At 64.8% G+C, this 24,577-nt stretch carries 22 protein-coding genes; 15 read left to right on the plus strand and 7 right to left on the minus strand.

Annotated features, from left to right (window positions below):
• Positions 1 to 48: 48 nt before the first annotated feature.
• Positions 49 to 2,736 carry an alpha-ketoglutarate dehydrogenase gene (gene mdeB, locus MF4836_RS02800; RefSeq protein ID WP_078469008.1) on the minus strand — a complete coding sequence of 896 codons (2,688 nt, stop codon included), beginning with the start codon at positions 2,734 to 2,736 and terminating at the stop codon, positions 49 to 51.
• A gap of 11 nt (positions 2,737 to 2,747) precedes the next feature.
• Complete coding sequence (locus MF4836_RS02805; protein ID WP_078469009.1) at positions 2,748 to 3,947, minus strand: methionine gamma-lyase; 1,200 nt, start codon at positions 3,945 to 3,947, stop codon at positions 2,748 to 2,750.
• Positions 3,948 to 4,071: 124 nt separating this feature from the next.
• Between MF4836_RS02805 and MF4836_RS02810 the strand changes: the two genes are divergently transcribed.
• The 8 genes from MF4836_RS02810 to MF4836_RS02845 all read left to right on the plus strand — a co-directional run bounded on the left by MF4836_RS02810 (position 4,072) and on the right by MF4836_RS02845 (position 14,312).
• On the plus strand, positions 4,072 to 4,542 hold the full coding sequence (locus MF4836_RS02810) for an Lrp/AsnC family transcriptional regulator (protein ID WP_078469011.1): 471 nt from the start codon (positions 4,072 to 4,074) through the stop codon (positions 4,540 to 4,542).
• 93 nt (positions 4,543 to 4,635) lie between these two features.
• Complete coding sequence (locus MF4836_RS02815) at positions 4,636 to 5,412, plus strand: hypothetical protein (protein WP_178102901.1); 777 nt, start codon at positions 4,636 to 4,638, stop codon at positions 5,410 to 5,412.
• A gap of 335 nt (positions 5,413 to 5,747) precedes the next feature.
• The gene (locus tag MF4836_RS02820) at positions 5,748 to 7,310 is read left to right on the plus strand and encodes a sugar ABC transporter ATP-binding protein (RefSeq protein WP_078469014.1); all 1,563 of its coding nucleotides are present in this window, start codon (positions 5,748 to 5,750) and stop codon (positions 7,308 to 7,310) included.
• Entirely contained in the window at positions 7,303 to 8,328 is a 1,026-nt protein-coding gene (locus MF4836_RS02825; RefSeq protein WP_078469015.1) for an ABC transporter permease, read from the plus strand. The genes MF4836_RS02820 and MF4836_RS02825 overlap by 8 nt, the downstream gene beginning before the upstream one ends.
• A gap of 30 nt (positions 8,329 to 8,358) precedes the next feature.
• Positions 8,359 to 9,414: a substrate-binding domain-containing protein gene (locus MF4836_RS02830; protein WP_078469017.1), complete on the plus strand. Its 1,056-nt coding sequence runs from the start codon at positions 8,359 to 8,361 to the stop codon at positions 9,412 to 9,414.
• A 9-nt stretch (positions 9,415 to 9,423) separates the two neighbouring features.
• A complete protein-coding gene (locus MF4836_RS02835) occupies positions 9,424 to 10,089 on the plus strand; it encodes a sulfite oxidase-like oxidoreductase (RefSeq protein ID WP_078469018.1) in 666 nt (221 codons plus the stop codon).
• Between the two features lie 411 nt (positions 10,090 to 10,500).
• The gene (locus MF4836_RS02840) at positions 10,501 to 12,885 is read left to right on the plus strand and encodes a TonB-dependent receptor plug domain-containing protein (protein WP_078469020.1); all 2,385 of its coding nucleotides are present in this window, start codon (positions 10,501 to 10,503) and stop codon (positions 12,883 to 12,885) included.
• A gap of 47 nt (positions 12,886 to 12,932) precedes the next feature.
• Positions 12,933 to 14,312 (plus strand): APC family permease, encoded by a 1,380-nt coding sequence (locus MF4836_RS02845; protein ID WP_078469148.1) that lies wholly within the window; start codon positions 12,933 to 12,935, stop codon positions 14,310 to 14,312.
• Positions 14,313 to 14,318: 6 nt separating this feature from the next.
• Here MF4836_RS02845 and MF4836_RS02850 read toward each other — a convergent pair whose 3' ends face one another.
• Positions 14,319 to 14,780 carry a DUF3574 domain-containing protein gene (locus MF4836_RS02850; RefSeq protein ID WP_078469021.1) on the minus strand — a complete coding sequence of 154 codons (462 nt, stop codon included), beginning with the start codon at positions 14,778 to 14,780 and terminating at the stop codon, positions 14,319 to 14,321.
• A 403-nt stretch (positions 14,781 to 15,183) separates the two neighbouring features.
• On the opposite strand from MF4836_RS02850, the gene MF4836_RS02855 reads away from it, so the two are divergent.
• Entirely contained in the window at positions 15,184 to 15,693 is a 510-nt protein-coding gene (locus MF4836_RS02855) for a hypothetical protein (RefSeq protein ID WP_078469023.1), read from the plus strand.
• A gap of 75 nt (positions 15,694 to 15,768) precedes the next feature.
• Here the strand turns inward: MF4836_RS02855 and MF4836_RS02860 are convergent, their stop codons facing one another.
• Together MF4836_RS02860 and MF4836_RS35465 are read right to left on the minus strand one after the other, a co-directional pair.
• Positions 15,769 to 16,416, minus strand: coding sequence for a helix-turn-helix domain-containing protein (locus MF4836_RS02860; RefSeq protein WP_078469024.1), 648 nt, complete (start codon positions 16,414 to 16,416; stop codon positions 15,769 to 15,771).
• A complete protein-coding gene (locus tag MF4836_RS35465) occupies positions 16,413 to 16,574 on the minus strand; it encodes a hypothetical protein (RefSeq protein WP_178102902.1) in 162 nt (53 codons plus the stop codon). Before MF4836_RS35465 ends, MF4836_RS02860 begins: the two co-directional genes overlap by 4 nt.
• Before the next feature lie 292 nt (positions 16,575 to 16,866).
• Between MF4836_RS35465 and MF4836_RS02865 the strand changes: the two genes are divergently transcribed.
• The 6 genes from MF4836_RS02865 to MF4836_RS02890 are packed head-to-tail and all read left to right on the plus strand — an operon-like array spanning position 16,867 to position 22,898.
• The gene (locus MF4836_RS02865) at positions 16,867 to 17,958 is read left to right on the plus strand and encodes an AMP-binding protein (RefSeq protein ID WP_078469025.1); all 1,092 of its coding nucleotides are present in this window, start codon (positions 16,867 to 16,869) and stop codon (positions 17,956 to 17,958) included.
• A gap of 9 nt (positions 17,959 to 17,967) precedes the next feature.
• A complete protein-coding gene (locus tag MF4836_RS02870) occupies positions 17,968 to 18,768 on the plus strand; it encodes an ABC transporter ATP-binding protein (protein WP_078469026.1) in 801 nt (266 codons plus the stop codon).
• Between the two features lie 2 nt (positions 18,769 to 18,770).
• Positions 18,771 to 19,652: a branched-chain amino acid ABC transporter permease gene (locus MF4836_RS02875; protein WP_078469027.1), complete on the plus strand. Its 882-nt coding sequence runs from the start codon at positions 18,771 to 18,773 to the stop codon at positions 19,650 to 19,652.
• Positions 19,653 to 19,673: 21 nt separating this feature from the next.
• The gene (locus MF4836_RS02880; protein WP_078469028.1) at positions 19,674 to 20,741 is read left to right on the plus strand and encodes a branched-chain amino acid ABC transporter permease; all 1,068 of its coding nucleotides are present in this window, start codon (positions 19,674 to 19,676) and stop codon (positions 20,739 to 20,741) included.
• 54 nt (positions 20,742 to 20,795) lie between these two features.
• The gene (locus MF4836_RS02885) at positions 20,796 to 22,127 is read left to right on the plus strand and encodes an ABC transporter substrate-binding protein (protein ID WP_078469029.1); all 1,332 of its coding nucleotides are present in this window, start codon (positions 20,796 to 20,798) and stop codon (positions 22,125 to 22,127) included.
• A gap of 6 nt (positions 22,128 to 22,133) precedes the next feature.
• Entirely contained in the window at positions 22,134 to 22,898 is a 765-nt protein-coding gene (locus tag MF4836_RS02890) for an ABC transporter ATP-binding protein (protein WP_078469030.1), read from the plus strand.
• A 16-nt stretch (positions 22,899 to 22,914) separates the two neighbouring features.
• Here MF4836_RS02890 and MF4836_RS02895 read toward each other — a convergent pair whose 3' ends face one another.
• Together MF4836_RS02895 and MF4836_RS02900 are read right to left on the minus strand one after the other, a co-directional pair.
• Entirely contained in the window at positions 22,915 to 23,565 is a 651-nt protein-coding gene (locus MF4836_RS02895; RefSeq protein WP_078469031.1) for an aspartate/glutamate racemase family protein, read from the minus strand.
• Entirely contained in the window at positions 23,562 to 24,470 is a 909-nt protein-coding gene (locus MF4836_RS02900; RefSeq protein WP_078469032.1) for a LysR family transcriptional regulator, read from the minus strand. Before MF4836_RS02900 ends, MF4836_RS02895 begins: the two co-directional genes overlap by 4 nt.
• Positions 24,471 to 24,577: the final 107 nt, after the last annotated feature.

Below are 24,577 nucleotides of genomic sequence, written 5' to 3' on the forward strand. Positions count from 1 at the left end.
GGGATTCCACTCCTGTGGGTTAACGATTCAAAAGGTGTTGCAGGTCCTTCAACGATCCCAGGGCGCGGCGCGCACCGGGTCGGGGGTGTAGCGCTCGATTGCGGCGGCCAGTATGCCCGGGTCAAGCCCGTCATGCTCCACCAGGGTTTTTAAACCGGCAATGACAATGCTGTGCTGATCCACCTCAAAGAATGCCCTGAGGTTGTGCCGATTATCGCTGCGACCAAAGCCGTCGGTGCCCAGGGTGGTGTAGGGCGCCTTCAGGTATTGGGCAATCAATTGCGGCCAGGCCCGGATGTAGTCGCTGGCGGCAATGATCGGCCGGGTGCCGCCCAGCCACCTGTCGAGGTGGCTGTGACGGGTGGCCTCGGTCAGTCGATTGTCGCGCTCGACCTCTCGGGCCTCGCGGGCCAATTCGCTGAAGCTGGTGGCGCTGAACACCTCACTGTGGATGCCCCAGTCCCGCGCCAGAAGGGCGCTGGCGGCGATCACTTCACGCAGGATCGCGCCACTGCCCACCAGCCGCAGGCGCACCTGGGACGGCTGTTCACAGCTGGACGAATAGCGATAGAGGCCGCGTAACACATCGGCGTGCAATTCAGCATCGAGGGACGGTTGCGGGTAGTTTTCGTTCATCACTGCCACGTAATGAAACTCGTCGCACTGCTGCTCCAGCAAGCGCCGCGCGGCGTGGTCGAGGATCACCGCCAGCTCCCCGGCAAAGCACGGGTCCCAGGCCCGGCAGTTGGGCACCATCGAGGCCATCACCAGGCTCGAACCGTCCTGGTGTTGCAGGCCTTCGCCGCCCAAGGTGGTGCGGCCTGCGGTGGCCCCCAGCAGGATGCCCCGGGAGCGTTGGTCGGCGGCGGCCCAGATCAGGTCGCCGACCCGCTGGAAGCCGAACATCGAGTAGTAGATGTACACCGGCAGCATCGGCTCGCCGTGCACCGAATACGAGGTGGCCGCCGCGACCCAGGACGACAGGGCGCCGGCCTCGGTGATGCCTTCTTCGAGCAGTTGGCCGTCCCGGGATTCACGGTAGGAAAGGATCGATCCGCAGTCTTCGGGCTCGTACAGCTGGCCGTGGGGCGAGTAGATCCCGATCTGCCGAAACAGGCTGGCCATGCCGAAGGTGCGCGCCTCATCGGCCACGATCGGCACCACGCGCGGCCCCAACTGCGGGGCCTTGAGCCAGGCGGTGAGCATGCGCACCGCGGCCATGGTGGTGGACATTTCCTTGCCGTCGGCCTGTAAGGCAAACCCGCCTGCCGTGGCCAGGGCCGGCACCGGGATCTGCGGCGCCTGGCTCTTGCGTGCCGGCAACGGCCCGCCCAGGGCCTGGCGCCGGGCGTGCAGGTAGCGCATTTCCGGGCTGTCGGCAGGTGGGCGATAGAAGCGCAACTGCTCGACATCGGTGTCCGACAGCGGCAGGTGGAAGCGATCACGGAACGCCAGCAGGGCGGCGACATCGAGTTTTTTCGCCTGGTGCGCGGTCATCCGCGACTCGCCGGCGGCGCCGATGCCGAAGCCTTTTTTGGTCTTGGCCAGGATCACCGTCGGCCGGCCCTTGCAGGCCTTGGCGGCGGCGAAGGCGGCGTAGAGTTTGCGCAAGTCATGGCCGCCACGCTTGAGGCCGTTGATCTCCTCGGCGCTCATGTGTGCCACCAGGCGCCGCACTTGCGGGTCCTTCTCGAAGAAGTGTTCCAGGTTGTAGGCGCCGTCATGGGCACCGAGGGTCTGGAACTCGCCATCCGGGGTGGCCGCCAGGCGCTTGAGCAGCAGGTTGTCGCTGTCGCGGGCGAACAGTGCATCCCACTCCGAACCCCAGAGCACCTTGATCACGTTCCAGCCGGCGCCGGCAAACAGCGCTTCCAGCTCCTGGATGATCTGGCCGTTGCCGCGCACCGGTCCGTCGAGGCGCTGCAGGTTGCAGTTGACGATAAAGGTCAGGTTGTCCAACTGCTCGCGGGCCGCCAGGGACAGGCCGGCGATGGATTCCGGCTCGTCCATCTCGCCGTCGCCGAACACCCCCCACACATGGCGGCCCTCGGTCTGGGCGATGCCCCGGTGCTGCAAGTAGCGCATGAAGCGCGCCTGATACACCGCGCTGATGGGGCCGATGCCCATGGAGCCGGTGGGGAACTGCCAGAAGTCCGGCATCAGCCAGGGGTGAGGGTAGGAACACAGGCCCTGGCCGTTGATTTCCTGACGGTAGTTGGCCAGTTGTTCCTCGCTCAGGCGCCCTTCGAGAAAGGCCCGGGCATAGACTCCCGGCGCTGAGTGCGGCTGGAAAAACACCAGGTCGGCGTTACGCTGCCCGGCCTCGCCGTCGCCACGGAAAAAGTGCTGGAAGCCGACCTCGAAAATCTCCGCCGCCGAGGCGTAACTGGCGATATGTCCGCCCAGTTCGCCATAGGCGTGGTTGGCCCGCACCACCATGGCCAGGGCGTTCCAGCGCAGCAGGCCGGTGATGCGCTCTTCCAGCGCCAGGTCGCCGGGGTAGCTGCCCTGTTGCGCCAGGGACAGGGTGTTGCGGTAGGCGGAAAAGGCCTGGGCCTCGCGGTTGATGCCGTGTTCGCCGGCGAATTCCTCCAGGCGCTTGAGCAGGTAGCGCGCCCGCTCCGGGCCGCAGACTTCCAGGGTTGAAGCCAGGGCATCGAGCCATTCCCGGGTTTCCTGCGGGTCCAGGTCTTCGGCGCTGTGCTCGCCAGGGGGCATGGTAATAGGCGTGGCCATGGCAACCTCCCTCACGCGCAGGCATCCAGGGCCTGGGTCACGTCGGCCAGCAGGTCGGCGATGTCCTCCAGACCCACCGACAGGCGCACCAGCCCTTCGGAGATCCCGTGGTGCGCGCGCTCTTCAGGGGTGTAGGTGGAGTGGGTCATGCTCGCCGGGTGCTGGGCCAGGGATTCGGCATCCCCCAGGCTCACGGCGCGGCTGAACAGCTCCAGGGCATTCATGAAGCGCTTGCCGGTGGCCAGCCCGCCCTTGAGTTCAAAGGCGATCATGCCCCCTGGCAGTTTCATCTGGCGCTGGGCCAATTCGTATTGCGGGAACGATGGCAGGCCGGGGTAGGTGACCCACTCGACCGCCGGGTGATTCTGCAGGTACTGCGCGACCTGCAGCGCGTTGCTGCAATGGCGCTCCATGCGCAGGGACAGGGTCTTGAGGCCGCGCATCAGGAGGAAGGCGTCCTGGGGCGAAAGCACCGCGCCGGTCAGGTCCTTCAGCCCTTGCAGGCGAATGCGGTCGGCCAGGGCCTGGCGGGTGACCACCATGCCGGCGGTGATGTCGCCATGGCCGCTGAGGTACTTGGTGGCGGAGTGCACCACCACGTCCGCACCCAGTTCCAGGGGGCGTTGCAGGTAAGGGGTGCAGTAGGTGTTGTCCACCACCAGGGTCAGGTTGCGGTGGCGCGCGGTGATTTCGGCCACGGCCTGGATGTCCACCAACTGCATGTTGGGGTTGGCCGGGGTCTCGAAATACACCATGCGCGTGTTCGGGCCGATGGCGTCCCGCAGTTCGGCGAGGTTGGACATGTCGACATGCCGCACCTTGACCCCGAACTCGCCGATGCCGTGGTGCAGCAGGGCGAAGGTGCAGCCGTACAGGGTGCGATTGACGATGATCTCGTCACCCGGTCGCAGCAACGTCCAGAAGGTCGCGGCAATCGCGCCCATGCCGGAGCTGAAGGCCACGCCGGCTTCGCCGTTTTCCAGGGCGGCCATGCGGGTTTCCAGCAGGGCCAGGGTCGGGTTGGAAATGCGCGTGTAGAAGTGCCCGCTTTCTTCGCCGGCAAAGCAGCCGGCGCCGTATTCGGCGGTGGCAAAGGCAAAGGTCGAGGTCAGGTAGATCGGCGGGATCAGCGCGCCGTTGTTGTCCAGCGGGTTGTAGCCGTGATGGATCGCACGGGTGGAAAAGCCCAGTTCATTGTTTTTATTGTGCATGGTGAATGCTCCCGGTTTTGTTGTAATGCTATGCTCAATTTCGCTGCGATAAATTCCAAATTTGCCCGCTAATTCACGGCGAAATGGAACAAAACCAAATAAAAACAAGATAAAGAGGCAAGACATGCCTATTGGCCTGGACCGTACCGACAAAGCCCTGCTCAGCGCCCTGCAAGGCAACGCCCGACTCACCGTCGCCGAGTTGGCCGACAGTGTTTCCCTCACTACCTCGCCGTGCTGGCGGCGGGTGAAAATCCTCGAAGAAAACGCAGTCATCGTCGGCTACCAGGCGATCCTCTCACCCAAGGCCCTGGGCTTTGGAGTCACGGCGTTTGTCAGCGTGATGATGGAGTCCCACTCCCAGGACACCGCCCGCGCCTTTGAACAGCGGCTGCTGGAAATCCCGGAAATCGTCGCCTGCCACAACGTCTCCGGGCGCTATGACTTCCTGCTGGAAGTGGTGGCCAAGGACCTGGAATCCTTCGGCGAATTTGCCCGTGAAGTCCTGCAAACCCTGCCGGCGGTGAAAGAGATCTACTCGAGTTTTTCCTTCAAATCGGTGAAGCCGACACGGGTGATTCCGGTGCTGGGGTGAGCGTTGCGGGTGCTGCCGGGCTTGCGACGGCCGCGCTAACGCGGTAGTCGTGGCGGGGCAATTACCTGCAACTACCCCTTAAGGATGAGCACCATGACCGATGATTTGAAGCAATCGGGTTCCACCACCACGACCCAGACCACCACCTCCCTGGAACAGGTCAAGACCGGGCGGGTCCTGGACTTCAGCTGGGCGCCCAACAGCAACACGACCACCACCACGGTTTCTGCGGATTTTGTCGATTATCGGGTCGATACCGCCCAGGGCAGCCCTACCGGCGACAGCCATTCGATTGCGCGCTTTACCTACGTGCAGGGCAAGGGCGGCGGGCAGATCAGCCAGTTGTTCCTTGAAGAGCTGCGGGCCGGGGTGCGGGCCAATACCCAGCTCGGCCTGCTGGTGGGACGCAAGTGGGTTCTGGACCCGGACGCCGAGACCTCGGGCAGCGTTGGCACCTATGTGATCGAGCAGTTCGATGACATGCGCGCCAGCGTCAACTACGTCGCGCGCTTTGCCAGGGTATTCGCCGACCCGCGCATGGTCACCTACCATGCTGGCGGCCATGTCCACCCCAACGTGTCGATCAGCGCCAGCCAGTCCCTGGGCATGGCCGACTCCGGCAAATCGTTCCTGGTGATCAGCGACAGCGATGTCACCCTGACCCTTGGCGCAGACGTGACCGAAGGCTTCAAGTCCACCTTCATCCAGGCCGGTGCCGGCAAGATCAACATCGCGGTATCGCCCAGCCATACCCTGTACAGCAACGCCGGGACCCGGACCCACACCCTCAACCCGCTGGATGAAATGGAGGTCAGTACCTTCCCGTTCGGGCCGGTATACCTGGCGTTCCGCGTGCGGCCGACGGCCTGATGAGTGCGCGTGCCGCCCAGGGGCCGGGCGGCACGCCAACGCCGCGCTAGCCCACGCTCGATAGCAGCGCGGTTTGATGCCGCGCTGACTACGTGAGCTACGCGGCTACCCGTTGGCGATGGCAAAAGCACTGGCGGCAACCCAGGCAAATCATGAGCTTTGCGTGGCTGGGGTGATGGTGCAAAAGGGCTCGAGGCGCGGCATCGCTTATAACCAGAAAATATTTTCTATGCGATAGAACTATTGGAATGTTTATAAGGGAATGCTTTTAATCCCCGCCTCAACCTTTTGTGTTCGCTGGATTTTTTAGCGGCCATCCTGTTCCGGGATTTTTTATGAGTGCGCCTGTCGCCGTGGCACCCGAGCCGCTGATTCGTGTGCGTGAACTAAGCAAGACCTTCGGCGCCAACCGGGCATTGGACCGGGTCAGCCTGGATATTTTCCCCGGTGAAGTGGTGGCCTTGCTGGGCGCCAACGGCGCCGGCAAATCGACCCTGGTCAAGATTCTCGCCGGCAGCCAGGCCGCAGATGCCGGCGAACTGTGGCTCGACGGCCAGCCCCGGCGCTTCAGCTCGCCCTTGTCGGCGCGGCGGCTGGGCATTGTCGCCGTGCACCAGCAGGTCAACGATGGCATTGCCCCGGGCTTGAGCGTGGCGGAAAACCTGCTGCTGGATGAACTGTGCCAGCCAGGCGCGGACTTCTGGCTCAACCGCCGGCGCCTGCTGGAACGTGCCGCCAGCATCGCCGCCGGCCTGGGCCTGGAATTGCCCCTGGAGCACCCGATCGAACACCTGGGCCAGGCCGAGCGGCAGCTGGTGGTGCTGGCCCGGGCCCTGGCCTTGCAGCCACGGCTGCTGATTCTGGATGAGCCCACTGCCGCCTTGTCCGATGTCGAGGCCCAACGCCTGTTCGGCTTGATCGATACCTTGCGCGGGCGGGGGGTGGCGATCCTGTACATCTCCCATCGCCTGTCCGATCTGCAACGCCTGGCCGACCGCGCGCTGGTGCTGCGCGACGGGCAACTGGCCGGCGAGTTCGGTGCCGGGCAGTTGTCGGCGGCGGTAGAGGCCATGCTCGGCCAGGCCCTGGACACCCATGTCTACCAGCCGCGTGCGGCCGGAAGGGAAGTCCTGGCCCTGCGTGCGGCGCAAGTCTGGCCCCATAGCCAGGCCTTTGACCTGCGTCTGCATGAGGGCGAAGTGGTGGTGCTGTGCGGGCTGCTGGGGGCCGGTAAAACCGAGATCGCCGAGTTGCTGTTCGGCCTGCGCGAAGCGGCGGCCGGCACGTTGCAGCTGGATGCTGTCGACTGGCAGCCGGGCTCGCCGCGACAGGCGATTGCCAGCGGGGTGTATTACGCCGCCGAGGATCGCGCCAGCCAGTCGCTGATCGCCGACTTTTCCCTGCGCCGGACCCTGACCCTGCCGTTTCTGGAGCGCTTCACCCGGGCCGGTTTCATCCGCAACCGCGCCGAGGCGGCGGCGGTCCAGGCCCAGGTTGGGGCCCTGGGGATCAAGACCGCCGGTATCGACCTGCCGATGAGCGCGTTGTCCGGTGGCAACCAGCAAAAAGTGGTGCTCGGGCGCTGGTTGCTGGGGCAGGGCCGGGTGCTGATTCTCGATGAGCCGTTCCAGGGCGTCGATGTACGAGCCCGGCGCGAGATTGGCCAGTTGCTGCGCGACAGCGCCGATGGCCGCGCGACCCTGGTGATCTGTGCCGACGTCGACGAAGCCCTGGAAATTGCCGACCGCATTCTGCTGGTCCGCGACCACGCCGTGGTTGCCCAATACCCCCGCGCCAACCTGGCCCGCGCGACCCTGGTCGCCGCGCTGGCCGGTGCCGGCGCGCCATCGACGATTGCGCCGATTGCCGCCACATCAAGGAGTAGAGCCAGTGCCTGATTCACGTTCGCGGGTGCTCAGCGCCCCCCCTGTCACCGAGCGTCTGCTGCAGGCCGCGATCCGTTATGGGTTGTTGTGGCTGCTGGCGCTGATCCTGGTGTTTTTCAGCGTCGCGGAGCCGGCGTTCCTGCGGGTCGGCAACCTGTTCAGCATCTTGCAGTCGGTGTCGATCGTCGCGCTGCTGGCCCTGGGTGTGACCCTGACCATGGCCGTCGGCGGCCTCGACCTGTCGATCGGCGCGGTGGCGGCCATGAGCCTGATGATCGCCAGTTACGTGATGGTGGTGCTGGGCTGGGGCGCGCTGCCGGCGGTGTTGATCAGCCTGGCGGGCGGGGCGCTGGTGGGCCTGCTCAATGGCTGGCTGATCGTCAAGCTGCGGGTGCCGGACATTCTCGCGACCCTGGGCAGCATGTTTCTGGTGATCGGTGTGCAGTTGATCCCCACGGGCGGGCGTTCGATTGCGGTGGGCATGACCCTGCCCAATGGCGACGAGGCCGAGGGCAGCTTCAGTGCGCTGTTCCTGGCCCTGGGCCGTGGGCGGCTATGGGACACGGTGCCGGTGCCGGTGCTGATCACCGCCCTGGTGGCGCTGGTGGTCTGGCTGTTCCTGGAGCGCACGCGCATCGGTCGGCTGTTCTACGCCATTGGTGGCAACGAGCAGGCCGCGCGCCTGGCCGGTGCGCCGGTGCAGCGCTTCAAGTTGCTGGCGTATGTGCTCTCGGCGTTGCTCGCTTCCCTGGGGGGCTTGCTGTTGGCGGCGCGCCTGGGGCGGGGTGATGTCAGCTCCGGCAACGGCCTGGTGCTGGATGCGCTGGGCGCGGCGCTGATCGGCTTTGCCGTGCTCGGTGCGCGCAAGCCCAACGCCTTCGGGACCCTGGTCGGGGCCTTGCTGGTGGCGACGCTGCTCAACGGCCTGACCATGCTCAACGCGCCGTATTACGCCCAGGACTTCGTCAAGGGCCTGGTGCTGGTACTGGCCCTGATGTTCACCTTCGGCCTCGCGCATCGGGCGCGCTGAGCCGGTTTTGTTGGTTGCCTAGGAAGTCTCATGCACGGATCAATCAAGCTGTTCGTTCGCCACTGCCTGGCCGGGGCGGTGCTCTCGGCCCTGGCCCTCAACGCCCAGGCCAAGCCGCTGCCCGGCGCCCCGGCGCCGTTCGACAAGGGCCAGGTGCAGATCGCCCTGGTGGGTTACCTGTTCTCCGGCGATTTCACCGAAGCCTACCTGCGCGGGGTGGAGAAACAGACCGAGGCCCTGGGGGCGACCCTGCGGGTATTCGATGCTCGGCAACAGGCTGCCAGCCAGCGGGAAATGATCGATCAGGCGATTGATCTGGGGGTGGACGGCATCATTGTCCAGCTGGGCCTGGCGGAAACCCTCAAGGGCCCGATCGACCGCGCGATTGCCAAGGGCATCAAGGTCGTGGCCTTCGATGTCGACCTTGGCAGCCCCGAGGTGACCCAGGTCGAACAGGACCACCACGCCCTGGCGCAGTTGGCCCTGGACCAGGCGCTGAAGGATAACGGCCCGCGCTTCGATGCCGGTTATGTCTACATCAGCGGCTTTACCCCGATGGAGCGCCGCGACGAGATCTGGCGCCAGGTCAAGGCCGCGAACCCGGGGATTGTCGAGAAGGCCCGCTTCGGCACCCTAAACCCGCCGATCGCCAACTCGGTGGCCGACCAGGCCAGTGCCGTGCTGCGGGCCAACCCCAGCATCAGCGTGATCTTCGCCCCGTTCGACGAGTTCGCCAAAGGCGCGAAAATTGCGGTGGATGAAGCCGGTCGCGGGCAGCAGGTGAAAATCTACAGCGCCGACATTTCCACCGCCGATATTCAGATCATGAAAGAGCCCGGCAGTGCCTGGGCCGCCACCGCCGCGGTCAACCCGCAGGTGGCCGGGGCCATCAGTGTGCGCAGCCTGGCCATGTTGATCGCCGGCGACAACCCGGGGCACAAGGTGCTGGTGCCGCCGACCCTGATCACCCGTCAGCAACTGCTGGACCTGGACGTGAAAAACGTCCGCGACCTGGCGCAGAAGCTGCCGGCCTTTGGCGACAGTGCCCAGGTGGCGCGCGCGCCGTGGATCCCCGTGGCCGACTGAGGACTTGCCATGCATGACAAGGCTGCCCGGGTGCGCAAAAGCCGCGCGCCTAAGGCCGATCCGGCCCATGGCGGGCGACTGCCGCCGGGCCAGGTGCTGACCGAGCGTTTCCCGATCCTGCACGAGGGCGCGGTGCCCGAGTACGACCTCGACACCTGGTCCCTGAGGCTGTCCGGCGCCGTCGACCGGCCGCGGCAACTGAGCTACGCCGATCTGCTGGCCTTGCCCCAGCGGCAGTTGCGGTGCGATATCCATTGCGTGACGCGCTGGTCCAAGTTCGACACCCAGTGGAGCGGGGTGCACCTGAGCGACCTGTTGCAGGCCCTGGATATCCAGCCGCGCAGCGGGTTCGTCATGGCCCATGCCGACCCCGATTACCAGACCAACCTGCTGCTGGACGACCTGCTGCACCCCGACAGCCTGCTGGCCCTGACCTATGACGGCCAGCCCCTGGCGCCGCAGCATGGTTGGCCGTTGCGCCTGGTGGTGGCCGGGCGGTACTTCTGGAAAAGCGCCAAATGGCTGCGCGGCCTGGAGTTTGTCGAGTACGAACAACCGGGGTTCTGGGAGCGCAATGGCTTTCATCTGCACGCCGATCCGTTTCGCGAACAGCGCTTCAGTGGCGAGGCCCTGGACATTGCCGAGGATGAATGGCTGAACAAGGACTTCGATTAGCCACTGCTGCAACTAAGCATTGACTCGTGACTATTAAAGCCTGGGAACTTGTTGATCATCGACAAGGGTTTTTCTATGGCCGGATTAGTTGCATGAAAGTTAAGCCGCCTGTTGTTGCAGCAGCACTTTTGCTGCCTGGGCAGCCGTTGGTTCGGCTGATCTAACCTAAGTGTTATTAGTTCTTTTGCAATGTGCGGCGTCTCGCCTAGCATCGGTGCCATGGGGCGTTTTACTGACATTGGGGTGTGCACTAAACCCTTCTTTCCAGGCGTTGATTAATCGCACTTGCTGGGATTAAGCGCGTTCTGCCTTTCGGATTACTTAAAACTAAAGCAGAGATAAACCAGCCTTGATGGTCGACTACTTTTGTCGGCCAGGGCCGGTATCAGCTGCGATTCAAGGAGCTGTTCCATGTATCACCGATCTCGTTCTTTACTGGCGGCGGCTGTCGTCACTGCGATTGCCCAGTTCCCGGCCCAGGCCGAAGAAGCCACCCAGGCAAACGGCGATGCACGCCTGGGCACGGTGCTGGTCACCGGCACCCGCGGCACCGCGCGCACCGTGCTCGATTCACCGGTGCCGGTGGACGTGCTGACCGCTGCCGACCTGAAGTCGACCGGCGCCAGCAACGGTGAACTGGGCCAGGCCTTGCAGACCCTGCTGCCCTCGTTCAGCTTCCCGCGCCAGTCCAACTCCGGTGGCGCCGACCATGTGCGGGCCGCGCAACTGCGGGGCATGAGCCCGGACCAGGTGCTGGTGCTGGTCAACGGCAAGCGCCGTCACACCTCGGCACTGGTCAACGACTCGTCGAAGATCGGCCGGGGCACCGCGCCGGTGGACTTCAACTCGATCCCCATCAGCGCGATCAAGCGCATTGAAGTGCTGCGCGACGGCGCGGGTGCGCAGTACGGCTCCGACGCAATTGCCGGGGTGATCAACATCGTCCTCGACGACGCCCCGGAAGGCGGCGAAGTCTCCACCACCTACGGTGCCTATCACACCCACCAGGACGCGATCGGCAAGACCACCACCGACGGCCAGAACAGCCTGACCACGGCCAAGATCGGCACGCGCCTGGGGGAGGACGGCGGTTTTGTCCGCGGCGGCACCGAGTACAAGGATCGCAACCCGACCAACCGCGCCGGCTTCGACGGTTTTGCCGATACCCCGGGCCAGCGCAACTACGTGATGGGCGATGGGGTGGCGCGTGACGTCAACGCCTGGTTCAACTCCGAGTTGCCCCTGGCCGGCGGCAAGGCCTATTCCTTCGGCACCTACAACCAGCGCCACACCACCGGCGCCGAGTTCTACCGCTACCCCTCGGAGCAGCCGCAGTTCTATCCCAACGGTTATCTGCCGCAGTCCCTGGGGGACAACCTCGACCTGTCGGCCACCGCCGGCTTCAAGGGCCTGATCGGCGAGGACTGGGATTTCGACAGCAGCCTGACCCATGGTCGCAACCGTTTCGAATCCGCCACCCGGCGCACCCTCAACGTGACCCTGGGGCCGGACTCGCCGACCCGTTTCGACACCGGCGACTACGAACTGCGCCAGACCACCGCCAACCTCGACTTCAACCGCGAACTGCGCCTGGGTGGGCGCTCATTCGTACTGGCCCTGGGCGGTGAATACCGCTACGAGCACTACCTGACCACCGCCGGCGACGAAGCCTCGTACACCGGCAGCGGTGCCGATGGCGCAAACGGCTTGCGCCCCAGCGAAGAGGCCGACCTGGATCGCAATGTGTTCGGCAGCTATGCCGAGCTGTCCGGGGACGTGACCGATCGCCTGTTCGTCGACGCCGCCACCCGCTGGGAGCATTACGACGATGCCGGCAGCAAGCTCACCGGCAAGCTCAGCGCGCGTTATCGCCTGACCGATCAATGGGCGTTGCGCGGCGCGGTGTCGAACAACTTCCGCGCGCCGTCCCTGGCGCAAACCGGCTTCCAGCACACCACCAGCAACTTCGGCACCGGCGGTACCCTGACCGATGTCCGCGTGCTGTCGGTCAACGACCCGATCGCCCGCGCCCTGGGCGCCGAGAAGCTGGACCCGGAGACCTCGAAAAACTTCAGCCTGGGCCTGACCGCGCAATTGAGCGAACGCTTCGACGCGTCCCTGGACGTGTTCCGCATCGATGTCAAAGACCGCATCACCCTGTCCCAGCGCATTGGCAGCGACGCCCTGGAGCAGTACATCAATGACAACTTCGGCGTGGCCGGGGTGCATGACGTCAACTTCTTCACCAACGCCGCCGACACCCGCACCGATGGCGCCGAGCTGGTGCTCAACTACCACCAGCCGTTCTTCGAAGGGCAATTGGGCCTGACCAGCGCCTACACCTACAACCACACCAAGGTCACCAAGACCAAGGGCACGCCGTCCCAGCTCAGTGCCCTGGGCATTGGCGCCGACGCCCTGGTGGGCGTCGAGGAACGCAACACCCTGACCGACGCCGCCCCCAAGGATCGCCTGGTGTTCTCGGCCAACTGGGCCAGCCAGCACTGGGGCCTGCTCGGGCGCCTGACGCGCCAGGGCGAGACCACCCGGGTCTTCGACTTCGGCGACTCGCAGCCGGAGCAGACCTACGGCGCGGTGTGGCAGCTGGATGCCGAGGTGCAGTACAAATTCACCCCGACCTTCGACATCGCCCTGGGCGGCAACAACCTGACCGACAACTACCCGGACCGCTCCAACTCGCAGATCAACTACGGCGGCAACCTGCCGTATGACGTGCTGTCGCCAATCGGCACCAATGGCGCCTATTACTACGCGCGCGCCACCTACGGCTTTTGAGCCAGGGCGCCACCGTTCGCGGTGGCGCCTACCTGACGAGTATTGCCATGAGTGAACACGCCAACGCCGGCCCCGGGCGCCATCTGCCGGTGTTCCAGGCGCTGCTGGTGACCCTGGGCATGGTCATCACCACCGATATCCTCAAGACCGCGCCGACCGTGGCGCTGAATGTGGGCCTGGAGCATTTCTACTGGGTCTGGATCCTCGGCGGGCTGGCGTCCATGGTCGGCGCCTTGTGTTTTGCCGAGATGGCCACGGCCTTTCCCCATCCCGGCGGGGACTACCACTTCCTGCGCACCGCCTACGGCGAACGCCTGGGTTTTGTCTTCGCCTGGTCGCGGTTTTCGGTGATGCACACCGGCTGGATCGCGCTGTCGGCGTTTATGTTCGCCGACTACTTCAACGCCGTGTTTCCCCTGGGTCCGTATGGCAGCGGGCTGTTTGCCGCCGGGCTGATCGTGGCCCCGGTGCTGCTCAATCTCAGCGGCAAGCACATTGGCTTTATCACCCAGACCTGGCTGGTGGCCTTGCTCGCCCTGGGCTTTTTAAGCATTGCCGGGGCAGGGGTGTGGCTGGCCTGGCAGGGGATTGAGCCGCCACTGCCTACGGCCCCGGTGCTGGCGGAAAACAGCGGCCTGGGCGGATTTTCGGCGGCGCTTATTTTTGTGTTCCTGGCCTTTGGTGGCTGGAGCGATGCGGCGACGCTGTCGGCCGAAGTGCGGGACGGGCGGCGCGGGATCTTTATTGCCATGCTCGGCGCCCTGACGGTACTGCTGGTGATTTACCTGGCGCTGAACTGGGCGTTCGTCCGCGGCCTGGGGTTTGCCGGGCTGGCCGCGAGCAATGCGCCGGCGGTGGAGTTGCTGGAGCGTGCGTTCGGCGCCCCGGGCGCACTCCTGATTCTGCTGGTGGTCGGGGTTTCGGCCATCGCCAGCATCAACTCGACCTTGCTGGTGGGCGCCCGCACCACCTACGCTGCCGCGCGCGATGTACCGCAGTTGCGGGGCCTGGGCAGTTGGGAGGAGCACGATGGTGTACCGCGTCGGGCGTTGCTCGCCGAAGGAGCGGTGGCGTTGTTGCTGGTGCTGTTTGGCAGCCTGACCCACAGCGGCTTCAACAGCATGGTCGAGTACATTACTCCGGTGTATTGGCTGTTCCTGAGCCTGAGCAGCCTGGCGCTGCTGATCTTGCGCCGGCGCTTTCCCCAGGTGCCGCGCCCGGTCAAGGTACCGTTGTACCCGGTGCTGCCGCTGCTGTTTTGCGGACTGTGCCTGTACATGCTGTATTCCAGCGTGGCCTTTGTCGGCTACGGCGCCTTGTTCGGGCTTGGGGTGTTGCTGGCAGGGGCGCTGGTGCTGGGGCTGTTGGGCCGGGGCGGGCGCCGGGTGGCGCTTGAATCGGCCGCACCCGGCGTCAGCCCCGAGTAGCCGAACCTAGAACGAGACTTGCGCCGGCTGCGACAGGCGCAACACCGACAGGTCGCCGGTAATGCGCTTCCAGGCCAGGCGAATGGCTTCGATGTCGGCTTCATGCCGGGCGTTGTTCTCATGCAGCACCACAATCACCTTGGTGCCCAGGCGCTCCGGTTCCTTGGCGCCCCGATCGCGCCATTGGCCGTAGGCATCGAGCACGCTGAAGCCATCCGGAAAGCGCGGGGTCACTTCCTGGTCGAGAAACACCCGCCAGCGCTCCGGGCTGATCACGCCTTCCGTGCCTTGCAGCGGCCCCACCGAAAAATACAGCTCGGTGCGCACCCACTGCGCCTGCGCCGGGCGCCCGGCATCACCGATCAGGGTTGAACTGGCGGGGTCCTTGGTGTGCACAGAGGCGGGCGGCTGGCTGACACAACCGGCGACCGCCAGGCACAGCGCGGCCAATAAAAAGCGTCGAGGCATGGAACGTCCTTAGTTGAATAGTTGAACAGTTGAACTAAGTGGCCAGTATAGGGGCGGCGCCTAATAGCGATAAAAGATTAAAAAGTATTCGGATTGCAGTTGAGTGGAATAAGCGGCGCCACTGAAAAAACTTTCAGTTGTTTAGAACGAATATTTCTTTCGGTTATTTATATAGTTTCTATTCGCATATCTAAAACCGACTAAACACTGTGATGGCCTGCACTTTATCTGTCGTGACGATGTTTAGGCTGCTGTAGCAGCATGTACTGTTCCGGCGCACGCACTAAGGACGTTTGAGCAGCGGTTATTGCTGTTCGATAGCCACCTTGTCGCCTGCCGGGGAGTCCTTAGAATCGCCTCCATCCGCTTCGTCCAACTATCGAAACCTTCAGGGAGCAACACCATGATGAACGCCATGCAGATGCAAATGCCGATGAACGCCAACATGCCGATGATGCCGATGATGGGCATGCCGATGATGATGGCGACCATGAGCTGCGAAATGATGGACGACGGCATGCAGTGCAAGATGATGCCGGCCGCTGGCATGGACATGGCCATGTTCAAGAACAGCGCTGAAATGATGCAGATGATGATGAACTGCGGCATGCCGATGATGATGCACTGCGGCAACATGAGCATGATGTGCATGTCCCAGTCGGCCATGGCCATGCCGATGATGAACATGATGATGCCAATGCCGATGATGGGCATGCCCATGCCTTCGATGAAGTGCGTGATGGAATGCACCATGATGGCCGACGGCATGCTGTGCAAAATCATGCCGATGGCCGGTATGAACATGGACATGATGAAAAACTGCTGCGCCCTGATGATGAAAATGATGAACGACTGCAGCATGCCGATGATGATGAGCTGCAACGGCATGCCGCTGATGTGCTGCACCTGCTGAAGCAACCGCCATTGAAAAAGCCCGGCAGGGGTGACCCTGCCGGGCTTTTTCGTGGCTGCGATCTGGCTGGGTCAATCAGTCCAGGCGTTCCGGGTAGGTCACCACCAGGTAGGCCACGGCCTCGCTGTCCGCCGGATTGCGGTAGCGGTGCGGCTGGTCGGCATAAAACAGAATCGAGTCGCCGGTGGACAGCAGGTAGCGCTCGTCGTTGACGCTGATTTCAATCACGCCTTGGGCCACCACCAGGTTCTCCTGCACCCCCGGGCCATGGCCTTCGGATTGATCCTCGCCCAGTGGCCGCAGGCGCAGTTCGTAGAATTCCGATTGGCGTGCCACATCGAACGGGAACAGCGCGCGGCTGACAAAGTCACCGCTGGCGCTGACCAGGCGCTTGCTCTGGTTCACCGACAACACCGCCACGCCTTCAAAGGCCCGGTGTTCGAGAAACGCCGCCACCGACACCTTCAAGCCCTTGGCGATTTTGCACAGCACCTTGATCGACGGCACGCTGCGCCCGGACTCGATCTGCGCCAGCATCGCCCGGCTGACCCCGCACTGGCGGGCCAGGGCGTCCAGGGACAGGTGGCGCTTGCCGCGCAGGCGCTGCAGGTTCTGCCCGACCCGTTCACTGGTCGGGTCTTCCTCCTGGGTATCGAGGGCATTGAGCTCCAGCACGGGATCGTCGGCGCTCGCCAGAAAGCGCGAGGGTTGCTGCGCACTCACCCGTGACGGGTCTCGGCCGACTGGGCTGCCTGGACCCATTGCAAGGCCTGGTAGCCGGCGTTGCGTGCGTACATTTCCCACATGGCCCGTGCCCGTTGCTGAGCGTGTTTGCGTTTGCGGTAGCTGACGAAGTCGATGAGGTTGGCAGTCGGATTCATGGGGCACTTCACTGTGGTCATCAATGACGGGATGAGGCGAGAGTACGCCCCTATTTTTATAACTATAAATATCGATTATTTATTTATTAATTCCTTTGTGTTCTATGTGCTGGTGCCGCCTGCCGGTACTGATTCCAGGTGTTGGTGGAGCAACAGAGATTAAGCAGGCTGCGCTGGGGTGATACAGATCAGGGCCCTCGGGCTGTTTTATAACTGATTGATAAATATAGGTTTAGTGGCTGGCACGGAGGCTGCAATGGCGTTTGCCTGAGCATTTCCCAAGGAACCCTCCATGACCCAGACCTTGCCCCTGGCCCTGTTGCAGCAAGCCGCCACCCGAGGCGCAGCCACGGCCCTGCGCTATAAACGCCTGGGCATCTGGCATCCGCGCAGCTGGCGGCAACTGGCTGACGAGGTCGGCCGGCTGGCGGCAGCGCTGCAACAGAGCGGGTTTGCCCGCGAGGATGATCTGCTGATCATCAGCCAGGCCCGGGCCGAAGCCTTGCTGTTGGCTCTGGCTGCGCAATGGCTGGGGGGCAGCGTGACGTTGCTCGACCCGGACCTCGACCTCCGCCCGCTGTTGCGCCGTCTGCAACCGGCCTTTGTCCTGGCCGAAGCCGAGGCGGGGGTGCAGCAGGTGCGCGAGGCGCAGAGCCCGGCCCGGCTGCTGCTGTTCCTGGATGGACGCGGGCTGGATGCCGGCGCCGACCCGACGCTGACGGCCTATGAAACGTGGCTCGCCGGCACGCTGGCTGCGGCCCCGGCGCACGTGGCCGAATCCACCAGCACGGCTTTTGTCTTCCACGACACTGACGACCAACCGCCCCGGCGCCTGAGCCATGGGCAGTTGCTGGAGGGTGCGCGCAAGTTGCTGGCGCGCGAACGCCTGGGGCCGGATGAAGAGGCCCTGGCGGCCCGGGTTTTCGCCGCCAGCGGCCAGGCGCGCTACCTGCTGACGCCCTGGCTCAGCGCCGGGTTCTGCCTGAACTTCCCCGAGGCCCTGGCCACCCGCGACACCGACCGCCGCGAGCTGGGGCCGACCCTGGTGCTGGGCACCCGCGAATCCTATGCCCGCCTGGAGTTCTGGGCCCGGGAGCGGCTGCCGCTGCCCGGCACCTTGAGCCATCGCCTGTACCACTGGGCAATGGCCCCGGGCGGCAACCGCGTAAGGCGCTGGCTCGGCCATTGGCTGATCCGCCGGCCGCTGCTGGATGTGCTGGGCATGAGCCGGCTGCGGGTGCCGTTGCTGGTAGGCCCGGCGCTGACCCCGCAGAGCGCCGAGTTCTTTGCCTCCCTGGGCGTACGCCCGGGCAACTGGCAGGAGCCCGGCAGCCAGCACGCCAGCGCCGGTGCGCCGACCCGACTGCTTCCTCAATCCGTGTAGCGAGCCCCCATGAGCGCAACCCCAGAATCCATACTGCTGCGCCTGGATGACATCTCCCTGTCGTTCAAGGGCGTCAAGGCCATCACTTCCATCAGCTTTGCGGTGCAGGCCGGGGAGATCTGCGCCCTGATCGGCCCCAACGGCGCCGGCAAGAGTTCGCTGCTGAACATCATCAACGGTGTCTACCAGGCCCAGAGCGGCAGCATCCACTATGCCGGGCAAACCCGGCGCCGCATGCGCCCGCACCAGGCCGCCGAGCGCGGCATCGCCCGCACCTTCCAGAACATCGCCTTGTTCAAGGGCATGAGCGTGCTCGACAACGTGCTCACCGGGCGCAACCTCAAGCGCCGCAGCAGTTGGCTGGAACAGATGCTGCGGCTGGGCAGGGCGCCACGGGAGGACGACGCCCAGCGCCTGCACGCCGAGCGGGTGATCGAGTTTCTGCGCATCCATCCCTGGCGCGATGTGCTGGTGGGCAAGTTGCCCTATGGCCTGCAAAAGCGCGTGGAGCTGGCCCGAGCCCTGGCGGCCGAGCCGCGCCTGTTGCTGCTGGACGAACCCATGGCCGGCATGAATGCCCAGGAGAAAGGCGAAATGAGCCAGTTTATCCGCGACATCAACCGTGAATTCGGCACCACGGTGGTGTTGATCGAGCACGACATCGGCGTGGTCATGGGCTTGTGCGACCACGTGGTGGTGCTCGACTACGGACGCAAGATCGGCGATGGCAGCCCGCAACAGGTGCGCGCCAACCCGGAGGTGATTGCCGCCTACCTCGGCTCGCGCCGCCCACGCAGCGAGGGGCGCTGAGCATGGAATTCTTCTTCGAAGTGCTGATCGGCGGGCTGCTGGCCGGGGTCATGTACGCCCTGGTGGCCATCGGTTTTGTGCTGATCTACAAGGCCAGCGGGGTGTTCAACTTTGCCCAGGGCGCCATGGTGCTGTTTGCCGCGCTGACCTTTGTCAGCCTGCTGGAGCGCGGCCTGCCGTTCTTCTGGGCGTTTGTCGCGACCCTGGCGAGCATGGTGCTGTTGGCGCTGCTGATCGAGAAAGCGGTGCTGCGGCCCTTGGTCAACCGGCCGCCGATCATCCTGTTCATGGCCACCCTGGGCCTGTCCTACCTGATTGAAGGCTTGGCCCAGTTGCTCTGGGGCGCCCAGGTGCACGGCCTGGAACTGGGCATCGCCGATGAGCCGCTGGAGATCCGCGGCATGCTGCTCTCGCAGTTCGATCTGTTCGCCGCAGGTACCGCCGCGCTGCTGGTGATTGCCTTGTCGCTGCTGTTCAACCGGACCCGGGTCGGCCTGTCGTTGCGCGCGGTGGCCGACGACCCCCTGGCCTCCCTGGCGGTGGGCATTCGCCTGCCACGGATCTGGGCCCTGGTGTGGGCGGTGGCGGGTTTTGTCGGGCTGGTGGCCGGGCTGCTCTGGGGCGCGCGGCTGGGGGTGCAGTTCTCGCTGTCGCTGGTGGTGCTCAAGGCGTTGCCGGTGCTGATCATCGGCGGCTTCTCGTCGATCGGCGGGGCGATTGTCGGCGGGCTGATCATTGGCGCCGCGGAAAAACTCGCCGAGATCTACCTCGGGCCGATCATCGGCAGCGGCATCGAAAACTGGGTGCCCTATGTCCTGGCCTTGCTGTTTCTGCTGGTGCGTCCGGCCGGGTTGTTTGGCGAACGGGCCATCGAGCGGGTCTGAATTTATTCAAGGAATGCCTTCATGCTGTATCAAGAAGCCGGTCAACTGAGCACCACCTACGCCGCCCAACGCCGTACCTTTCGCCTGCGCCAGGACCGCCTGGGGCTGTGGCTGCTGCTGGCGTTCGCGTTTGTCGCGGTGCCCTGGCTGGGCAATGACTACTGGTTCAGCGCGATCCTGGTGCCGCTGCTGGTGCTGTCCTTGGCCGGCTTGGGGCTGAACCTGCTGACCGGTTATGCCGGGCAACTGTCCCTGGGCTCGGCGGCGTTCATGGCGGTGGGCGCGTTTGCCGCCTACAACCTGCAACTGCGGGTGCCCGGCCTGCCGTTGCTCGCAAGCTTCGCCCTGGGCGGGGTGATCGCGGCGCTGGTGGCGGTGCTGTTCGGCTTGCCGAGCCTGCGCATCAAAGGCTTTTACCTGCTGGTGGCGACCCTGGCTGCACAGTTCGTGGTGGAGTGGGTGCTGACCCGCTTCAGCTGGTTTACCAACGACAACGCTTCCGGGGTCATCACCTCACCGCCGTTGCTGATTGCCGGGCTGGATTTCAGCTCGCCCCGGGGCCGTTACCTGCTGACCCTGAGCCTGGTGGCCGGGCTGTTCTGGCTCGGCAAGAACCTGGTGCGCAGCGAGCTGGGGCGCAACTGGATGGCGGTGCGCGACATGGACACCGCCGCGGCGGTGATCGGCATCCGTCTGTTCAAGGCCAAGCTGCTGGCGTTCGCCATCAGCGGTTTCTACCTGGGGGTGGCCGGCTCGCTGTGGGCGTTCGCCTACCTTGGCACCGTGGAACCCCACGGCTTTGACCTCAGCCGGTCCTTCCAGGTGTTGTTCATCATCATTATCGGCGGCCTGGGCAGCATCCTCGGCAACTTCCTGGGGGCGGCCTTTATCGTGCTGTTCCCGATTCTGCTGGGCAACCTCTGCGCCTTGCTGCCGACCGGGCTGATCGACTCCGGGCAACTGGAAAACCTGCAGAAAATGCTGTTTGGCGCCTTGATCATCGCGTTCCTGATCAAGGAACCCGAAGGCCTGGCCCGGCTCTGGCAGCGCTTGCGCCAGCGGGCCCGGGTCTGGCCGCTGCGTTACTGAACCGCCCTTGAATTCAACCACCCCCCGCTACTGTCCCCACGAGGAACTGCCTACATGACTCACCGCACATCGCTGCGCCGCCTGGCGCTGGGCCTGGCTTTGCTCACCGCCGGGCTCAGCGCCGGCGCCCAGGCCGCCAACGAACAGTACTTCCCCCTGCAAAGCTATCGGGTCGGACCCTACGCCGCCGGCGGCACTGGGTTCTTCGGCGGGTTTATCGACTACCTGCAATACATCAACGCCAAGGGCGGGGTGAACGGGGTCAAGCTGACTTGGAGCGAGTGCGAAACCGAGTACGTGGTGGAGAAGGGCGTCGAATGCTACGAGCGCCTCAAAGGGGGCCTCAACGGTGCGCCGGCCGCAGCCACCAACCCGTTGTCGGTGGGCATTGCCTACGCCACCCTGGAGCGCTCCACCGCCGACAAATTGCCGCTGATCACCATCAACCACGGGCGCACCGATTCCACCGACGGCAGCGTGTTCCCCTATGTGTTCCCGTTGCAGCTCAACCCCTATTCGGAGGTCTCGGCCATCATCAATTACATCGGCCAGCGCGAAGGCGGGGCCGACAAGCTCAAGGGCAAGAAAATCGCCGTGCTCTACCACGGCTCGCCCTATGGCAAGGAAACCAACGGCGTGCTGCAGACCCTGGCCAGCAACGCCGGATTTGAACTGACCCTGCTGGAAGTGCCGCATCCGGGCAACGAGCAGCAATCGCAATGGCTCAACATCCGGCGCCTGAAACCGGACTGGGTGATTCTGCGGGGCTGGGGGGTAATGAACCCGGTGGCGCTGAAGTCGGCGCAGAAGGTCGGTTACCCGGCCGATCACATCATCGGCAATATCTGGAGCAACTCCGAAGAAGACGTGGTGCCGGCCGGTGCCGCTGCCAAGGGCTTCATCGCCATCACCACCCACCCCTCGGGCACCGATTTCCCGGTGCTGCAAGGCATCAAGCAAAGCGTGGTCGACGCCGGCAAGGGCAACCTGGCCGACCCCAAGCGCTTTGGCACCGTGTATTACAACCTGGGCGTGGTCAACGGCATCCTCAACGTCGAGGCCCTGCGCCTGGCCCAGGAAAAATACGGCAAGCAACCGCTGACCGGGGAACAGGTGCGCTGGGGCTTCGAGCACCTGAACCTGGACGATGCGCGCTTGCAGGCCCTGGGCGCCAAGGGCCTGGTGCAACCGTTGCAGTTGTCCTGCGCCGACCACGAAGGCGGCGGTGCGGTGCGCTTCCAGCAATGGGATGGCCAGCGCTGGAACCTGATCAGCGACTGGGTCCAGGCCGACCGCGCCTTGCTGCGTCCGATCATCGAAGCCTCTGCGGCGCAGTACGCCAAGGAAAAAGGCATCACCCCGCGCAACTGCAGCCAGGAGCAATAAGGTCCGATGAGCCAGAGCCCGGAGATCGCCGCGCCATTGCTGCGCGTGGAGCAGGTCGAAGTTTTCTACGAGCAGTCGATTCTGGCCTTGCGCGGGGTCTCGCTGCAGGTCGGGCAGGGGCAGATGGTGGCGTTGCTTGGGGCCAATGGCGCCGGCACGAGCACCACCCTCCAGGCGACTTCCAGCCTGGTGCGGGCTGAGCGGGGGGAGGTGACCCAGGGCCGGATTGTCTACCAGGGCCGGGAAATTACCGGCGCCGACCCGGCCAATCTGGTGCTGGCGGGGCTGGCCCAGGTGCTGGAGGGGCGGCACTGCTTCAGCCACCTGAGCGTGGAGCAGAACCTGCTGATCGGCGGCTTTGCCGGGCGCCCGTCACGCAAGGTGCTGAACCAGCGGCTGGAGCGGATCTACGGCTACTTCCCGCGCTTGCGCCTGTTGCGCAAACGCCTCACCGGCTACACCTCCGGCGGCGAGCAGCAGATGGTCGCCATCGGCCGCGCGCTGATGTCCGAGCCGCAACTGCTGCTGCTCGACGAGCCATCCATGGGCCTGGCGCCCCAGGTGGTGGAGGAGATTTTCGAGACCCTGGCCCGGCTCAATCGCGAGCAAGGCTTGAGCCTGCTGGTGGCCGAACAGAACATCAACATCGCCCTGGATTACGCCCAATACGCCTATGTGCTGGAAAACGGTCAGGTGGCGCAAGCGGGCCCGGCGGCGGAACTGGCCGGGCGCGAACAGTTGCAGAACTACTACCTGGGCGCGGCGGGCTAGGGCGGCGCGGACAGGCTCAACGCCGGCGCGACAGTTCGGCCACGGCCCTGGCCAACCCGGCGACCGGGCTGCTCAGCGGTGGCGGCCCATTGCTCACCCGCTCGCTGGCACCGGCCATGGAGGCCTGGGCCAGGACCACCAGGCTGAAGCCTTCGGCATAAGCGGCACTCGCCGCGTCGGCAATGGCCTCCAGATAACCTTCGCCATCGCCGGCCTTGAACAGCGCCCAGGCGCCAGGCACCAGGCGCACCTCGACCCGGGCTCCACTGCCACTGGCCGCTGCGCTGAACAGCGCCAGGGTCGGCTGCAGGGTGGTTTCCACGGCGCACAGCGCCAGCACCCGGCCGCCATGCTCGACGGCCTGTGCGGCGAGTGCCGCGTCGACCCGCAACAGCGGCACCGCAGATGCCTGCGCCGCCCCCGGCACTGCCGGGCCCAGGGTGGAACAGGTGAGCATCACCGCATCGGCCTGCTGCGCCAGTTGCAGCAGCGCCATGCGTACCCCGTATTCGATATCGGCCGTCAGGCCGCCGGCCTGTTCCGCCAAGGCCAGCCACTGCGGCTGCACCTCATGCAACAGTGTGCCGTCGGCCAGCCCCAGCTGGCGTGCGGCGGTTTCAAACACGGCGATGTTGCTGTGGGCGCTGTGCAGGCAGGCAATTTTCATGGGCGCTCGGACACCCGTTCGGCGCCGCGCAGCAGCGGGCTATGGTGGGTGCAGAGTTCCATCAGGTAGTCCCAGACAATCCGCAGCCGCACCGAGTGGTGCAGGTCGCGCCGGGTGCACATCCAGTAGTGGCGCTCGATGCTCAGCTCCGGCAGCACCGGGCGCAGCAAAGGGTCCTGGTCGCCCATGTAGCGCGGCAGCACCGCCAGGCCCAGGCCGCTTTGCGCCGCCTGCTGCTGGGCGATCACGCTGGTGCTGGTGAACACCACCCGCGGGTGGCGGCAGAAGTGAGTCAGCAGCGACAGTTCCTGGGTGAACAGCAGGTCGTCGACATAACCGATCCACTGCTGGGCATTGAGGCTCTCGCGCTGCTCGATCGGCGGCATGCGCGCCAGGTAGTCGGGGCTGGCGTAGAGCGCGAGGGTGTAGGGCGTCAGCTCACGCACGATCAACTGATCGATGCTGGGTTTTTCCAGGAGGATGCTGATGTCCGCCTCGTGGTTGATGATGCTGACAAAACGCGGCACCGCCACCAGTTCCACCTCCAGCCCCGGGAAGCGTTCGAACAGCGGCCCCAGGCGCGCGGCCAGAAACATCACCCCCAAGCCTTCGGTGACCCCGATCCGCACTTTGCCCAGGGGCGAGACGGTCTGGGTCAGTTCTTCCTGGGCCAGCAAGGCCACGTTTTCCATGGCTTCGGCATGCTTGAGCAGGGCCTGGCCGGCGGGGGTCAGGGTGTAGCCCTGGGCCTGCTGCACGAACAGTTGACTGCCCATGGCCTTCTCGATGGCATCGATATGCCGGGCCACGGTGGCATGGGTGGTCTTGAGGCGGCGGGCCGCCAGCAGCAGGCGCCCGCTGCGGTGCAGCTCAAGGAAAAAGCGCAGGTCGTTCCAGTCGAACATGGTGGGATTTCCATCGGCAGGGCGCGAGGGGCACTGTTTAAAAACGCACAGGGGGTGTTCTTAAATGGATAGTTTTTTTTGAAAAACAAACTTATAGCATGGGCCCC

Source organism: Pseudomonas sp. MF4836, from assembly GCF_002018875.1.
In the GTDB taxonomy this organism is placed as follows: domain Bacteria; phylum Pseudomonadota; class Gammaproteobacteria; order Pseudomonadales; family Pseudomonadaceae; genus Aquipseudomonas.

Bases quoted from the DNA above. Each gene is read 5' to 3' on its own strand.
- MF4836_RS02805 (WP_078469009.1), bottom strand. From the start codon at position 3,947: ATGCACAATAAAAACAATGAACTGGGCTTTTCCACCCGTGCGATCCAT.
- MF4836_RS02875 (WP_078469027.1), top strand. From the start codon at position 18,771: ATGGAATTCTTCTTCGAAGTGCTGATCGGCGGGCTGCTGGCCGGGGTC.
- MF4836_RS02840 (WP_078469020.1), top strand. From the start codon at position 10,501: ATGTATCACCGATCTCGTTCTTTACTGGCGGCGGCTGTCGTCACTGCG.
- MF4836_RS02820 (WP_078469014.1), top strand. From the start codon at position 5,748: ATGAGTGCGCCTGTCGCCGTGGCACCCGAGCCGCTGATTCGTGTGCGT.
- MF4836_RS02815 (WP_178102901.1), top strand. From the start codon at position 4,636: ATGACCGATGATTTGAAGCAATCGGGTTCCACCACCACGACCCAGACC.
- MF4836_RS02835 (WP_078469018.1), top strand. From the start codon at position 9,424: ATGCATGACAAGGCTGCCCGGGTGCGCAAAAGCCGCGCGCCTAAGGCC.
- MF4836_RS02850 (WP_078469021.1), bottom strand. From the start codon at position 14,780: ATGCCTCGACGCTTTTTATTGGCCGCGCTGTGCCTGGCGGTCGCCGGT.
- MF4836_RS02855 (WP_078469023.1), top strand. From the start codon at position 15,184: ATGATGAACGCCATGCAGATGCAAATGCCGATGAACGCCAACATGCCG.
- MF4836_RS02865 (WP_078469025.1), top strand. From the start codon at position 16,867: ATGACCCAGACCTTGCCCCTGGCCCTGTTGCAGCAAGCCGCCACCCGA.
- MF4836_RS02890 (WP_078469030.1), top strand. From the start codon at position 22,134: ATGAGCCAGAGCCCGGAGATCGCCGCGCCATTGCTGCGCGTGGAGCAG.
- MF4836_RS02900 (WP_078469032.1), bottom strand. From the start codon at position 24,470: ATGTTCGACTGGAACGACCTGCGCTTTTTCCTTGAGCTGCACCGCAGC.
- MF4836_RS02885 (WP_078469029.1), top strand. From the start codon at position 20,796: ATGACTCACCGCACATCGCTGCGCCGCCTGGCGCTGGGCCTGGCTTTG.
- MF4836_RS02870 (WP_078469026.1), top strand. From the start codon at position 17,968: ATGAGCGCAACCCCAGAATCCATACTGCTGCGCCTGGATGACATCTCC.
- MF4836_RS02830 (WP_078469017.1), top strand. From the start codon at position 8,359: ATGCACGGATCAATCAAGCTGTTCGTTCGCCACTGCCTGGCCGGGGCG.
- MF4836_RS02810 (WP_078469011.1), top strand. From the start codon at position 4,072: ATGCCTATTGGCCTGGACCGTACCGACAAAGCCCTGCTCAGCGCCCTG.
- MF4836_RS35465 (WP_178102902.1), bottom strand. From the start codon at position 16,574: ATGAATCCGACTGCCAACCTCATCGACTTCGTCAGCTACCGCAAACGC.
- mdeB (WP_078469008.1), bottom strand. From the start codon at position 2,736: ATGGCCACGCCTATTACCATGCCCCCTGGCGAGCACAGCGCCGAAGAC.
- MF4836_RS02880 (WP_078469028.1), top strand. From the start codon at position 19,674: ATGCTGTATCAAGAAGCCGGTCAACTGAGCACCACCTACGCCGCCCAA.
- MF4836_RS02895 (WP_078469031.1), bottom strand. From the start codon at position 23,565: ATGAAAATTGCCTGCCTGCACAGCGCCCACAGCAACATCGCCGTGTTT.
- MF4836_RS02845 (WP_078469148.1), top strand. From the start codon at position 12,933: ATGAGTGAACACGCCAACGCCGGCCCCGGGCGCCATCTGCCGGTGTTC.